Annotated in this window: 14 protein-coding genes; 3 read left to right on the forward strand and 11 right to left on the reverse strand. The window is 69.3% G+C overall.

What is annotated here, in order from left to right:
* Window positions 1–422: 422 nt before the first annotated feature.
* The 7 genes from mftG to mftA all read right to left on the reverse strand — a co-directional run bounded on the left by mftG (window position 423) and on the right by mftA (window position 6,987).
* Window positions 423–1,862 (reverse strand): mycofactocin dehydrogenase MftG, encoded by a 1,440-nt coding sequence (gene mftG, locus DQP57_RS09320; protein WP_112632692.1) that lies wholly within the window; start codon window positions 1,860–1,862, stop codon window positions 423–425.
* A gap of 18 nt (window positions 1,863–1,880) precedes the next feature.
* Window positions 1,881–3,293, reverse strand: a complete 1,413-nt coding sequence (gene mftF / locus DQP57_RS09325) for a mycofactocin biosynthesis glycosyltransferase MftF (RefSeq protein ID WP_112632693.1) — start codon at window positions 3,291–3,293, stop codon at window positions 1,881–1,883.
* Window positions 3,290–4,021 carry a mycofactocin biosynthesis peptidyl-dipeptidase MftE gene (mftE, locus tag DQP57_RS09330; protein WP_112632694.1) on the reverse strand — a complete coding sequence of 244 codons (732 nt, stop codon included), beginning with the start codon at window positions 4,019–4,021 and terminating at the stop codon, window positions 3,290–3,292. Before mftE ends, mftF begins: the two co-directional genes overlap by 4 nt.
* Window positions 4,022–4,185: 164 nt before the next feature.
* Entirely contained in the window at window positions 4,186–5,376 is a 1,191-nt protein-coding gene (mftD, locus tag DQP57_RS09335) for a pre-mycofactocin synthase MftD (RefSeq protein ID WP_067180967.1), read from the reverse strand.
* 2 nt (window positions 5,377–5,378) lie between these two features.
* Window positions 5,379–6,590 carry a mycofactocin radical SAM maturase gene (gene mftC, locus DQP57_RS09340; RefSeq protein WP_112632695.1) on the reverse strand — a complete coding sequence of 404 codons (1,212 nt, stop codon included), beginning with the start codon at window positions 6,588–6,590 and terminating at the stop codon, window positions 5,379–5,381.
* Window positions 6,587–6,913: a mycofactocin biosynthesis chaperone MftB gene (gene mftB, locus DQP57_RS09345; RefSeq protein WP_205869075.1), complete on the reverse strand. Its 327-nt coding sequence runs from the start codon at window positions 6,911–6,913 to the stop codon at window positions 6,587–6,589. The genes mftC and mftB overlap by 4 nt, the downstream gene beginning before the upstream one ends.
* Complete coding sequence (gene mftA, locus DQP57_RS09350) at window positions 6,898–6,987, reverse strand: mycofactocin precursor MftA (RefSeq protein WP_007773607.1); 90 nt, start codon at window positions 6,985–6,987, stop codon at window positions 6,898–6,900. The genes mftB and mftA overlap by 16 nt, the downstream gene beginning before the upstream one ends.
* Before the next feature lie 99 nt (window positions 6,988–7,086).
* Between mftA and mftR the strand changes: the two genes are divergently transcribed.
* Both mftR and DQP57_RS09360 read left to right on the forward strand, forming a co-directional pair.
* Window positions 7,087–7,683 (forward strand): mycofactocin system transcriptional regulator, encoded by a 597-nt coding sequence (gene mftR / locus DQP57_RS09355; protein WP_165821786.1) that lies wholly within the window; start codon window positions 7,087–7,089, stop codon window positions 7,681–7,683.
* Complete coding sequence (locus DQP57_RS09360; protein WP_112632697.1) at window positions 7,680–8,660, forward strand: DUF2332 domain-containing protein; 981 nt, start codon at window positions 7,680–7,682, stop codon at window positions 8,658–8,660. Before mftR ends, DQP57_RS09360 begins: the two co-directional genes overlap by 4 nt.
* On the opposite strand, the gene DQP57_RS09365 is transcribed toward DQP57_RS09360, so the two are convergent.
* The gene (locus DQP57_RS09365) at window positions 8,647–9,507 is read right to left on the reverse strand and encodes an aldo/keto reductase (RefSeq protein WP_205869076.1); all 861 of its coding nucleotides are present in this window, start codon (window positions 9,505–9,507) and stop codon (window positions 8,647–8,649) included. The genes DQP57_RS09360 and DQP57_RS09365 overlap by 14 nt on opposite strands.
* A gap of 460 nt (window positions 9,508–9,967) precedes the next feature.
* Between DQP57_RS09365 and DQP57_RS09370 the strand changes: the two genes are divergently transcribed.
* Entirely contained in the window at window positions 9,968–10,795 is an 828-nt protein-coding gene (locus tag DQP57_RS09370; protein ID WP_112632699.1) for an inositol monophosphatase family protein, read from the forward strand.
* Window positions 10,796–10,802: 7 nt separating this feature from the next.
* Here DQP57_RS09370 and DQP57_RS09375 read toward each other — a convergent pair whose 3' ends face one another.
* The 3 genes from DQP57_RS09375 to DQP57_RS09385 form a co-directional block, all read right to left on the reverse strand.
* Window positions 10,803–11,990: an NAD(P)/FAD-dependent oxidoreductase gene (locus DQP57_RS09375; RefSeq protein WP_112632700.1), complete on the reverse strand. Its 1,188-nt coding sequence runs from the start codon at window positions 11,988–11,990 to the stop codon at window positions 10,803–10,805.
* Window positions 11,991–12,015: 25 nt separating this feature from the next.
* The gene (locus tag DQP57_RS09380) at window positions 12,016–12,843 is read right to left on the reverse strand and encodes a mycofactocin-coupled SDR family oxidoreductase (RefSeq protein WP_112632701.1); all 828 of its coding nucleotides are present in this window, start codon (window positions 12,841–12,843) and stop codon (window positions 12,016–12,018) included.
* Between the two features lie 90 nt (window positions 12,844–12,933).
* Window positions 12,934–13,773, reverse strand: coding sequence for an SHOCT domain-containing protein (locus DQP57_RS09385; protein WP_112632702.1), 840 nt, complete (start codon window positions 13,771–13,773; stop codon window positions 12,934–12,936).
* Between the last annotated feature and the right edge of the window lie 121 nt (window positions 13,774–13,894).

The raw sequence follows: 13,894 nt of genomic DNA on the forward strand, positions 1-13,894 counted from the left end.
CCGGTTCGATACCGCAACTGCGAGTTGCCCGCGGCGCGCCGTGAGCGGCGCCGCACGTCCACCCTGGTCTCCATCGCGCCGACGCGCGTCAGGCGCTCGACGTGCCCGCGTGCCGCCGATGGCCGATGGCCGGCCTCCCCGGTGTGGGCGCGGCAGCGTTCCCCTCCGCCGTGCCAACGTCGTTCGCAGTCCGGCGAAAGGAGGTAACTGACAACAGACACGCACGGGCTATCGAAGAATGAGATGGCGGTCGTGCCGTCCACGAATATTGCGACGCATTGTTCGCGCGACGCACACCTGCGCGCGCACAGCCACTTGTCGTGGCCATCTACGTGGACCGCACGAGAGTCGCCGCCTCTTCGGGCGGGCCGCCGTGGTGCCGAGGATTCGGTTACCGCGTCGCGGCCCGCCCACCCGGGTCTTCACTGTACGAACTGCGCGGCCCGATGCCCGATCATCACGATCGTGGCGTGCGGCCCGCGGCTGGTGATCGCCGGCAGGATCGAGCCGTCGATCACCCACAGGTTGTCGATGCCGAGGACTCGGCACCGCGGGTCGACGACGGCCCGCGGGTCGCCGTCGGCACCCATCGGTGCGGTGCCGCAGAGATGTTGCGAGGTCGACCAGACCACCGCCGTGGCATCGACTGTGCCACCGGCCAATTCGCGGGCCAGCTCGCTGCCCCGGCGCAGCACCGCGACGTCGTCGGGCTCGCTGTCGTAGCGGTGTTCGATGCGCGGCGACACCTCGGGATCGGCCGAGACCAGCGTCATGCGCCCCCGCGCGCGTGGTTGCATCAGCGCCACGCCGAGGTGTGGCCAGTCGGCATGTCCGGCGGTGCCGTCACCGGTCATCGCCACGAATCCACCGGTGTACGGCCGGATCTCGAGACCGTCGGCGGTGCACAGCACCACCTCGAGCACCGGCCGGCCGGGGGCCACCGTCCAATCCGTGGGCAGCACCCATTCGGCGTGGTCGCTGAACGACGTCCCCACCGGCAGCGGCGCCAGCACCGGCACGCTGGCGGCGGTCAGCATGGCCTCGTCACCGATGCCCGAGAGCATCAGCAGGTGCGCCGTTTCGATCGCGCCCGCGCACAACACCACCCGGTCGGCGGTGAAGGTCACCCGGCCGTGCGGGCCGATCGCGTCCACGCCCACCGCGGCGGTGCCGGAAAAACGCAGGCGGGCCGCCCGGGTCCGCGCATGCACGGTCAGGTTCGGCCGGCGCAGCGCCGGGATGAGGTATTCCGACCCGGAACCCCGTCGCACGCCGTCGACGATGTTGAGCGGGACGGCGCCGATTCCCGAAACCCGTTCTGTTGCAGCGTCATTGAGGTCGGCGATCCAGCCGAACCCCCCGCGCTGGGCGGCGCCGATGAAACGCTCGGTGGTCCCGGTCATGTCGCGCGTGCGGCGCACCCGGATGGGGCCGCTGCGCCCATGCGCGGGACCGTCGAAGTCCAGGTCGGTCTCGATGGCGCGGAAGCTGTCCAGCACCTCGGGCCAGCCCCAGCCCGGTATGGCCATGCGCTCGAAGTCGCGCGGTAACCCCCGGCAGAAGTAGCCGCCGTTGATCGCGCCCGATCCGCCCACGGTCGCCCCGCGCACGATGGGGTGCTGGCGGGCGGGTTCGTCGGTGAGCCGGGTCTGGTACCGCCGGACCAGCGGGCTGCCGACGCCTATCGGCAATTGCAAGCCGTTGGTGGTCTGGGCGAGCAGCCCCGGGTCGTCGAGCGCCGGGCCCGCCTCCAGGACGCTCACCGAACATTGCGGATCGGCGGAAAGACGTTCCGCAACAACCGATCCTGCGCTGCCCGCGCCGACGATCAGCACATCGCTGTGCGAGACGGCGTTACTCAAGGGCGGGTCAAGGTGCGATTAATTCCGGATCTGGGGTTTTAGGGCTCGCACGTTGCGTTCCCGCAGCACACCCCACCACAATCCGAGCCCGTACGCGAGGTCGTCGACGCGCTTGAGCAACAGGTAGGTGGGCAGCCCGATCGGTTCGACATCGTCGCCGATGGCGTCGCGGCGGCGAAGCCAGTCGACCACCCCGTCCATGACGGCCGCGACCAGGACCACCCGCCGGAAATGACGCGACATGGTGGCGGCCACCAGTGCCAGTGGCCAGTAGTGCCGGCACAGCGCCGACGCCAGCTGCAGCGCCGCCGACCACAGGCCGCGGCCCGCGATCATCGCGACGTCGGTCATCGACGTCTCGGCGGTGCGCATCGCCCGCGCGATCCGCCGACCGGTCACCACGGCGAGCAGGATGGACGCCAGCCGCGACAGGGTGGACCCGAAGGCCATCAGGATCCAGGTCATCAGCGCCCAGCCGGAGATCACCACCGGCGCCGTCTTGTCCGGGTGGCGCACCGACAGCGGGGCCGCCGAGCCGCCGTAAAAGGCTTTGCGCGCCAGCCAATCCCGCAATTCGGTGCGGTGGTCGTGGGCGACCAGGGCGATCGGTTCGTAGCGCAGCCGAGCGCCCGCCTCGATGAGCCGCCAGCACAGGTCGACGTCCTCACCGGACTGCAGGGTCTCGTCGAACCCGCCGACCTCCCGGATCGCCGAGCACCGGCAGATGATCGCCGCGCTGGGCACATACGACACCGTGCTGTGCGGCAGCACGGGCGCTTCGCGCTCACCGAGGTCGAGCGAGGAGTGCACCGCCTCGTAGCGTGCCACCACGTTCTCGCTGTGCGACAGGCCGACGATGCGGGGCGCGACGAGGCCGACCGTGGGATCGCAGAAGTGCCCGAGCAGGGCCTCCAGCCAGCCCCGGCGCGGGGCGACGTCGGAGTCCAAGAAGGCGACGAAGTCCGTCCGGCACGCCCTGAGCCCGGTGTTGCGGGCCGCCGCCGGGCCCCTGCTGCGGTCGTGTCGCAGCACCTCGATGTCGCAATGCGCGCCGACGAAGTCGTCGGGGACAATCGGGGGAAACGAGCCGTCGTCCACCACGACGACGCGCAGGCCGCGCAGTGAACTCACCAGGCGTCGCACACCAGATGGGTTGTCCCGCACGGGAATTACCACCGTGACGTCATGGTGCGACGGGCCGCCCGCGGGCCGGGGATGCGCCACCGTCGCGTCCAGCAGGGTGCGGGCCAGCTGGGCGGACAGCTCATCGCGCACCTTCAGCCGGCCGTCCGAGAGCATGTCCTGGGCGGCGGGAGCGAGCTTGAGCAGCCGGGTGGGCGAACCGCCGAGCAGCGCCGAGCCGTCGCCGAGCACCCGCACCCGGCGATCGACCTGAACGGCGAACCCGTTGGGCAGCCGGGGCGCGGTCACGCCAGCATCCCGTCGGGCCCGGGGCGCCAGCGGGCGACTCGCCGGACACAGCCGTCGACCATCTCGGTGAGGATCCGCTCGCCCTCGGCGGCGGTGGCGGTGGTCGGGTCACCGAGGACGCCGACCGGGCTGACCGCCGCCACTCCCCCGCGGCGCATCGACCCGAGCAACTCGGGCAGCGGTGCGGTGTTGCCGGCCACCCGCCGATCGGTCCGGACATCGGCCGGCGAGATGTGCAGCAGCACCGATGTTTCGGTATGGCCGGCGTGGGCGTCGCCGCCGGTGGCCAGGCAGGGGCACCAGCCGGCGTCGCGGCCCTCGGTGCGCAACAGGGCCACCGCGCTGCGCAGCGCGGTGACATTGCCGCCGTGGCCGTTGACGAACACGATCCGCCGGGCCCATTCGGCCGCTGACCTGCCGTACTCGACCAGCAGGGTGGTCAGCGCCTCGGTGCCCAGCGAGATCGTTCCGGCGAAGCTCTGGTGCTCGCCGCTGGCTCCGTAGGCCAGGGGCGGCGCCACCAGCCACTCGTGGCCGAGACGGCCTCGAGCGCCGCGGGCGACCGCCGTTGCGATCCGGGTGTCGGTGTCCAGCGGCAGGTGGGGACCGTGTTGTTCGGTCGACCCCAGCGGAACCATTACCGAGGCCGCCTTGTCTGATAGCTGGCTCGACGTCGCGGTTCCCAAGTCGCCGAGTACGGGCACTCGGTGATGGTAGGACGAATTCACCTGGCGTGCACCGATTGTTGAAGCTTCAAAATGACTTTTTTTCTTCGGTCGTTCATCGGGCGTTCGAATCGTGGGCTCGTCCGTCACGGTTACCCCGCCCGTATCACGATTTGCGCGAGCGTCACTTAATCCGGATATATCCGCCCTGGATAACCGGGCTTCCGCTAAGCGCCGCCGCCCGAGGGCACGCCCAGCGCCCGGGTGAACCCGGGCGGGACCAGGATGTGGTCCGGTCCGAGGTCGTGCACCGAGGACAGGCCCAGACCCATCAGCGCCGAGTCGATGCCACCGCGCAGGATGTCGAGCACGTTCTCCACACCCGGTTGCCCGGCCGCGGCCAGCCCCCACAGGTAGGCCCGGCCGATCATCACCGCGCGCGCCCCCAGCGCCACCGCCTTGACGACGTCGCTGCCGCGCCGGATACCGCCGTCGAGAACCACCTCGATCTGGTCGCCGACGGCCGCGGCCACCGCGGGCAGGGCGCGAATCGAGGCCGGGGTGCCGTCCAGATTGTTGCCGCCGTGGTTCGACACCGAAATGGCCGAAACCCCCGCGTCCACCGCCCTTTTGGCGTCGTCGACGCGCATCACGCCCTTGAGCATGAAGGGCCCGCCCCACAGCTCCCGCAGCCAGGCGATGTCCTCCCAGGTCGGCGGCGGCGTACCCATCCATTCCCCGTAGGCCTGAAAGAACGGGGGGCCGGGCTCGCCGCGACGGCCCTGGTTGGGCACGCGCAGCTCCGGCGGTCGCATGGTCTTCGCCCACTGCAGCAGCCACCGCGGCTTGGTGATGACCTCCGGGCTCATCTTGACGATGGTCTTGAAGTCCATCTTCTCCGGGATCGACGGGCTGCCCCAGTCCCGGCCGTGCGAGAAGCTCCAGTCGGTGGTCACGATCAGTCCCACGGCCCCGGCCGCCCGGGCGCGCTCGACCCGCGCGGCGATCGCGTCGCGATCACCCAGCCAGTACACCTGGAAGAACACCTTGGGGTTCGCCGCGATGACCTCTTCGATCGGCTTGCTGGCGAACGAGGACAGCCCCATGGCGGTGCCGCGGGCGGCGGCGGCCCGCGCGACGGCGACCTCACCGTCGGGGTGCACCGCCTGCACGCCGGTCGGCGAGATCAGCACCGGCAGCGAAATGTCTTGTCCCATAACACTGGTCGACAGGTCGCGCTTCTCCTGCGCGCCGATGACGTGTGGGGCGAATCCGAGTTCGCTGAAGGCTGCCACGTTGTCGGAGACCGTGACTCCCTTTTCGCTGGCCGAGATCAACGACGAATACGCCGATTTCGGCAACCGGCGCTTGGCGCGTTGCTGCGCGATGGCGACGGTTTCAAACCATGCGTCGGCCATGGTTACACCGGACTTTCGTTACACATGCGGGCCGGCGGTGTCGCCGGCGTGATGGCCGGCGGCCGCAGCGACAGGGTGAGCGGCACCGGTTGGCGGATGCGCTTGCCGCGGGAGTGGTCGGCCCGGGGGCGCGGCGTCTCGCGGTCGTGCGCCAGCGCCGCCGCGCTGTGCCCCTGGACGCATTCGGGGTCCGGCCCGTCCAGCGGCAGCCCGGTGAAGAACTTGGCGGCCATGCATCCACCCCGGCAGCTGTCGTAGTGCCCGCAGCTGCCGCAGGCGCCGGCCGACTGCGGCTCGCGCAGCTCGCGGAACAACGGGGCGTTCTTCCAGACGTTGTCAAATCCCCCGTCGGACACCACGTTTCCGGCCAGGAAGCGGTCGTGGATGGCGAACGGGCAGGCGTAGACGTCGCCGACCGGGTCGATCAGGCACACGACGCGCCCGGCTCCGCACATGTTCAGGCCGGCCAGGGCGCCGGACCCGCCGAGCGGGGCCAGGTGGAAGAAGGAGTCGCCCGTGAGCACCCGCTCGCCCTTGGCGACCAGCCAGTCATACAGCTGGACCTGCTGGTCGGCGGTGGGGTGCAGTTCTTCCCAGACATCGGCGCCGCGCCCGGACGGGCGCAGCCGGGTGATCCGCAGCGTGGCGCCGTAACGGCTTGCCAGCGCGGCGAATTCGTCGAGCTGGTCGACGTTGTGCCGGGTGACGACCACGGAGATCTTGGCGTCGGAGAAACCGGCGTCGGCAAGGTTTTGCAGGGCCCGCACCGCCATGTCGAACGACCCGGGTCCGCGCACGGCGTCGTTGACCTCGGCGGTGGCACCGTCCAGCGAGATCTGGACGTCGACGTAGTCGCTGGCGGCCAGCCGCGCGGCCACCTCGGGTGTGATCCGCACGCCGTTGGTGGAGAACTTCACCCCGACGTGGTGGGCGGTCGCGTAGTCGACCAGCTCCCAAAAGTCCGGGCGCACAGTGGGTTCCCCGCCACCGATGTTGACGTAGAACACCTGCATGCGTTCCAGCTCATCGATGATGTCCATGCACTGACGGGTGGACAGCTCGCGCGGGTCCCGCTTGCCCGACGAGGACAGGCAGTGCACGCAGGCCAGGTTGCAGGCGTACGTGAGCTCCCAGGTGAGGCAGATGGGTGCGTCGAGCCCGTGCTCGAACTGCTCGATCAGTCGCGGCACGGGTGCCTGCGATGGCGCGGTCATTGGTTGTCCTCCCGGGGCACCAGCATGTTGGAATCGACGAGCACACCGAGCGCATGCAGGTACGGCGCCTGCGCGGCGTCCTGAACTCCCGCCGCGCGGCAGGCGGACCGGATGTCGGGGTGGTCGGCCAGCGACTGCACCACCGTGAGGATGGTGCGGTTCTTCAGGAACGACAGCTTGCGGGTACCGAAGTGGTAGAGCAGCGCGCCGAACGGTTCCGGCCGAACCGCCACCTGCGGGTGCAGTCGCCAGCCGCGATCAGGATCGAACGGGGGGGCCGTCCGGGCCTGCGCGGGCGCGGGCACGGTCAGTAGACCCCGCACATGCCGTCGATCGATACCTCTTCGACCAGGGTTTCGGTGACGAGCTGGGTGTCAGTTTCGGTCTCGTGGTCCACGGGGCCTTGCCTTTCGTGCGGTCTTGACAACGATGGGATCTGAGTCACACTCGCCGTCAGAATATGGCATCGAGTGCCGAAATGGAAGGGCGGGGTCCGATGATGCCGCAGCCGCGGGTGGGCAGGCGCCGCTCGACCACCCCGCACCACATCACCGACGTCGCCATCGACATGTTCAGCGCGCGCGGTTTCGCCGACGTGAGCGTCGACGATGTCGCCCAGGCCGCCGGCATCTCCCGCCGGACGCTGTTCCGGTATTACGCGTCCAAGAACGCCATCCCCTGGGGCGACTTCGACAACCACCTTGCGCACCTGCGTGATCTGCTCGACAACGTCGATTCCGACGTGCGCCTGGGCGATGCGCTACGCGCTGCGCTGTTGGCGTTCAACACCTTTGATGAATCCGAGACGGCCCGGCACCGCCAGCGCATGCGGGTGATCCTGCAAACCGCTGAGCTGCAAGCGTATTCGATGACGATGTACGCGGGCTGGCGAGAGGTGATCGCCGGGTTCGTGGCCCGCCGCCTGGATTGCAAGACGACCGATCTGCTGCCCCAGACCGTCGCCTGGACGATGCTCGGCGTGGCACTGTCGGCCTACGAGCACTGGCTGAGCGACGAATCCGTCCCGCTGCCGGTCGCCCTGGGCAACGCCTTCGACGCCGTCGGCGCCGGGCTGGACGGGCTGGACAGGTGACGGCCGAGCACCTGGTGCACACCTTGCGGTCTCAGGGCAAATTCTGCGCGTCGTCGGGTTCGAGGATGTACGGCGAGCTGTTCGAACTGGTGGCCGGCGACGTGGAAGCCGGCGGCGTGTTCGCGACCGTCCTGTCCGGGCGCGAGGACGCCCCGTCGCGCGACGCGGTGCCGCTGCGGTTGCTCGGCGGGTTGCACCGGTTGGTGCTCGACGGCCGGGCGGCGCGGTTGCGCCGCTTCTATCCCAGCACCGGCGGCGTGTGGGATGCCGACCGCGCGTGGCGTGAAATCCTGGACACCGCGGCCGGTCACGTCGCGGCGTTGCGCGCGGCGCTGGCCCACCCACCGCAGACCAACGAGGTGGGCAGATCAGCCGCGCTGATCGGCGGACTGCTGCGCATCAATCACGAATTCGGCTTACCGATAAGGCTTTTCGAGATCGGCTCGAGCGCGGGACTGAACCTGCGTGCCGACCGCTACCGCTACCTCTTCGCCGGCGGCCAGTGGGGACCGGCCGGCTCGCCGGTGACCATCGACGACGCGTGGCGCGGCGCGCTGCCGCCCCGCCGCGACGTGCCGATCGTGGCGCGCCATGGGTATGACATCGCGCCCATCGACGTCGCGACCACCGACGGGGAGATGACGGTGCTGAGCTACGTGTGGCCCGACCAGGACGCCCGACTGGCCCGGCTGCGCGGCGCCATCGACATCGCCCGCCGGGTCCCGGCGGCGCTCGAGCGCAAGACGGCGTCGGCCGCCGAGGAACGCGGCGCGGTGCGGGCCCACGTTCACGCCCTGGCCGCGCGGGCCGACGCGCGCGCGCCGTTCGCCCACCTCACGATGGAGCCCACGCGCGCCGGCCCGGGCGCACCGATCAAGTTCGTGGTGCGCGCCCGCGTCTGGCCGGACGGCGATCCGCAGCTGCTCGGCCAATGCCATCCGCACGGCCCGCCGGTGGACTGGCTCAGGTCCCCATGAAGGTCATCGGGTCGTGCAGCACGCGGGTGCCGTCGTGCAATCCCTCGATGGCCGCCATGTGCTCGGGGTCCAGGGTGAAGTCGAACACGTCCAGGTTCTGGGCGACGCGTTCGGGCCTGGACGACCGCGACACGACGACGTTGTCCAACTGCAGGTTCCAGCGCACCAGCACCTGCGCGGGGGTGCGGCCGTACTCGGCGGCGATGGACGTCACCACCGGCTCCTCGATCAGCCGGCCGACGCCCAGCGGGCTGTAGGACTGCGTCGTCACGTCGTGCTGGGCGTGCGCCTGGCGCAGCTCGGCCTGGTTGAGGCGCGGGTGCAGCTCGACCTGGTTCACCGCGGGCACCTCGTCGGTTTCCTCGATGACGGTTGCCAGCAGGTCCTCGGTGAAGTTGCATACGCCGATCGAGCGCACGTGTCCCTCGTCGCGGGCCACCTTCATGCCCTCGAAGCTCTCCACGTACTTGCCCAATTTCGGTGCCGGCCAGTGGATCAGGTAGAGGTCGAGGTAGTCCAGCCCGAGCCGGTCCAGGCTCTGCTTGCACGATTCCTGCGCGGTGTCGAAGCCCTGCCTGGAGGTGCCCAGCTTGGTGGCGACGAACAGCTCCTCGCGGGGAACGCCCGAGGCGGCTATCGCGCGCCCGACGGCTTCCTCGTTTCCGTAGGAGGCGGCGGTGTCGATGAGGCGGCAGCCGGCCTGAAGCGCCGCGAGCACCGAGCTTTCCGTCTCCTCGTCGGACAGCTTGGCTACCCCCAAGCCGAGCACGGGCATCTTCGCCTCGTCGTTGAGAGCGACGGTCGGAATCACGCTGGGCGAGCTGAATGTCTCATCAATCACTGTCACTTGCCAATCACCTGCCTGCCAATGTGGATTACTGGATTTACTGGTAAGGAACGACGATTCGGCGGCGGCCATCGAGCCGGGCGATTGCGCCGGCCCGCCGCATCGTGCGAGGCCGCCACATCGTTCGCCTGCAGACAGTAACCGAGCCCCGCAAGCGGTGCACCGCACACCGCGAGGCATGACGACACAGCAAAATTCGCGCCGCCGCGCAGTTACGTATTTCCAGCACAATGGCTTTGGTGCCGCCGTGATGGCAATTATGTGACACCGGCTACAGTGCCGCCGCAGCAACCATCGAAGTGCTGCAAACGGCGGTGATCAAGCCCAAAAACTCGATGTGCTAAGTGCTTTCGATTTCGCGTCGCGGCACCCGGGGTGCGCGCGACACGAAATCGCCGATCCCTTATGCTCGAAAAACGCCGACCGCACGCCAACACCGGAAGCGAGGCAGACCCGTCCCGTGAAGACAATGCAGGAGCTTTTCGAAATAGCCTGGCAGGCAACACAAATCGGTGCCGGAACGCTCAAGAAATCTCAGCCGAGTTCGGTGCAGCACAAGGGTGATCGCGACACGGTCACCGACGTCGACCTGACGATCCAGCGCGACATCGCCGCCTACCTTGCCCAGACCACACCCGACATCGCGCTGCTGGCCGAAGAGTCCGAACAACAACCGGACATCGAAAGTTCCGAGTGGCTTTGGGTTCTTGACCCCATCGACGGGACGTCGAACTTCGCTCACGGACTGCCGTTGTGCGCAGTCTCGCTGGCCCTGCTGCGCGCCGGGCGCACCGTGGTGGCGGTCACCCACGCTCCCCTGATCGGCAAGACCTACCACGCCGTCGAGGGCAAGGGCGCGTTCGTCAACGGGCAGCGGATCACCGCCAGCGCCACCGACAGCCTCAGCGCGGCGATCGTGTCCCTCGGCGACTACGCCGTCGGCCACGACGCCGGCCGGCTCAACGAGCACCGGCTGGCGATCACCACCGAGCTGGTCCCCCGCGTCGAGCGGATCCGGATGATCGGGGCGGCGACGCTGGACCTCGCCTTCGTCGCCGAGGGCGCACTGGACGCCTGCGTGATGATGTCCAACAAGCCGTGGGACACGGCCGCGGGGACCCTGATCGCCCGCGAAGCCGGGGCGCGGCTCACCGATGCGCACGGCAACCCGCACACGCACCAGTCCGCGTCGACGATCGTCACCGCGCCGGGCATCGCCGAGCAACTCGCCGCGGTGCTGCTCAACACCGAGGTCCCCAGCGACCGGTACGCGGGCGCCGTGGGCTAGTGGCGGCTCAGCCCAGTATTTCGGCGATGGGCACGGCCGCGGCGATCTTGGCGCGCACCTTCATCACCTTGCCGGGCATCCCGCCGCCGACCACCCCGACCAGGGCCCCGTCGCGTTCGTAGTAGGCCAAAAACTTGCGGCCGTCATCCTCGACGATGTGGACGATGTCGCCGGCCTCCGGCTCGCCCAGACACTGGATCTTGACGTCGTACTGGTCGCTCCAGAAGTACGGGACGACCACCACCGCCGGCACATCCTGCCCCAGCATCGCGGGCACCACGGCGCGGGCCTGATCGGCGACGTTGCTCCAATGTTCAACGCGCCCTTGGTGTCCCGTCGCATCGCGCCACGACGCGACGTCACCGAGCGCCCACACATTCGGCGCGCTGGTGCGTCCGGCTTCATCACAGATGACGCCGTTGTCGACCTGCACGCCGCTGCCCTCGAGCCATTCGGTCGCCGGGCGCGACCCGATGCCGACCACCACGATGTCGGCCGGCAGCTCGGTGCCGTCGCTCAACACCACCGCCTCGACGCGGGAGTCACCACGCACCTCGGCGACCCCGACGCCGAGGCGCACGTCGACACCTTCGGTGCGGTGCAGCCGGGCCACCAGCTCGCCGATCTGCTCGCCGAGGACCGCGGCCAGCGGGGTCGGCTGCGGCTCCACCAGCACCACGTCCACGCCCAGGCTGCGCAGGCTGGCCGCCACCTCGCAGCCGATGAAGCCGGCACCGATGACGACGGCGCGCTGCGCGGCCGACGCGTGCTCGCGCAGCGCCAGGCTTTCGTCGAACGACCGCAGCACGCGGATGCCCTCGAGGTCCGGGATCGCCGGAATGCGCCGGGGCACCAGCCCGGTGGCGATGACGAGTTCGTCGTAGCCAAGCGTCGTTCCGTCGGCGAGCGTCACCGTCTGCGCCGCGGTGTCCAGACCGGTAGCGGCCGAGCCCAGTCGCAGGGTGATGTCGTTCTCGTCGTACCACTCGCGCGGCTTGAGCGCGGTGTCGTCGACCTCTTTGCGCAGCACCTCCTTGGACAGCGGCGGCCGGTCGTAGGGCAGGTGCACCTCGTCGCTGACGATCGTGATGGGCCCGGAATACTCCGAGCGCCGCAGCTGCTCGGCGGTGCGGGCGGCGGCCAATCCGCCCCCGACGATCACGATTCCGTTGGCGGCGCTTGCGTCACTACTCACGTGGAGTTCTTAGCACGATGGCCGCTCAGTACTTTAGGGCACCCTTATCCACCGGGATCTGGGTGCCGGTGAGGGTGCCGGAGCCGTCGCCGGCGAGCCAGGCCACCACGTCGGCCACTTCGTCGGCCCCCATGAAGCCGTTGGGCTGCACCGGCATTGGCGGGAAGCTGTGCACGAAGCTGGGATGCTTGGCGAAAATCTCCATCATCGCTTCGGGTTCGATCATCGGGGTGTCCACCGAGTACGGGTGAATGGAGTTGACCCGGATGCCGAACTCGCCGAGCTCGATGGCCAGCGTGTTGGTCAGCGCGGTGAGCCCGTGTTTGCTGGCCGAATAGTGGCCGTTGCCCGGGGTGGCCTTGATTCCCGCCGACGAGCTGACCACCACGATGGAGCCGCCGTTTCCCGCCTCGATCATGGCGGGGACGGTGGCGCGCAGCGTGCGCCACGTGCCGGTCAGGTTGACGCCGATGACCGTGTCCCACTGCTCGTCGGTGAGCTCCCAGATGCGGCCCCAGCTCAGCACGCCGGCGTTGGCCACCACGATGTCGAGCCGGCCGAACTGCTCGATGCCGTCGGCCACCAGTTGCCGCAGCGCGGCGTCGTCGCGGACGTCGACCTCACGGGCGAGGATCTTGCGGCCCTCGCCCTCCACGAGGCGGGCCGTCTCGTCGAGGTCCTCGCGGGTGGCCGGCGTGTAGGTCACGCTGGCCGACGCCGGAGCGCAGATGTCCAACGCGATGATGTCGGCGCCCTCACGGGCCAGCCGCACCGCGTGCGAGCGTCCCTGCCCGCGGGCGGCCCCCGTGATGAATGCGACCCGCCCCTGCAGTGATCCGCCCTGTCCGGCCACGCGTAATCCCTTCGACCGCCGATAGATCAAGCCAGGCTAGCAGCGGAACTGAAACGTGTTCTAATTCACCCGGCCTTGCCGGGCGGGCGCCTAGATTTCGGAGATGATCGCGGCGCGCCGGCTGCTGTATTCGGCGTCGGTCAGGGCCCCGCTGGCGTGCAGATCCTTCAGCTCTTGCAGCCGCGCGGCGATCGTCGGTTCGGGCGGCGTGACGACGGCCGACGCCGCGGGCGCCGCGGCGGCCGGCGCCGGTCGGGCGGCCGGCGCCTGTTGCTCGACCGCGCGACGCACCACCGCCTGGATCTGGGCGCGCAGCGCCGGGTTCGACCGAATGTCGACCATCTGGTTGAGCGCAACGTTGTTGGCCTTGAGGATCTGCAAAATCTCCATCAGCGGCCCGGCCTGCCCGCTCAGGTCATACGTCGTGTTGTCTTCGGCGACGGTGAACTGCGCGGGCACCAGGCCGTTGACCAAAGCGCTTCGCTCCCAGTCGATCCGGTATTCGCTGGTGGTGGGGTTCACCAGGACCACCACCTTGCGGGCGTTGAGGTTGCCGAGCCGCGTCACGCTGGCGATCACCCGGTCCTCGCTGTCGAACGGCACCAGCCCGGGTCCCGCGATGTGCAGGTGCACCTTGACGACCTGCTGGTTGTTGACCCACGTCCCGGTCTCGGTGATCCCGGTGATCTGGGCGAGCGCCAGCACCCCGTTCTGCTCGAGTGCGGCCACCTTGGCCGACGACTTGGCCCCGTAGTTCGCCAACGCGAGCGCGACCAACACGTCGGCCACGGTGATGAGCAGGCCGACGTAGAACATCCACTGCAGCAGGTTGTCCAACCCGAGCGTGAAGTACACGATCAAGAAGATCGGTCCGACCAGCCCACCGCACAGCAAAACGATCAACTGTGCCTTCAGGTAGCGCGCTAACACATGCCCCTCCTCGGCTTACTGGGGAATCCGTGTCAGATTAGCGCCGCCGCGGTCGCGGCGAACGCGATACGCGCAAACCGCTTCCGGTCGCCTACACCGGTTCGGGCGGCACGATCGGCAC

Source organism: Mycobacterium colombiense (assembly GCF_003284935.1).
Lineage (GTDB): Bacteria > Actinomycetota > Actinomycetes > Mycobacteriales > Mycobacteriaceae > Mycobacterium > Mycobacterium arosiense_A.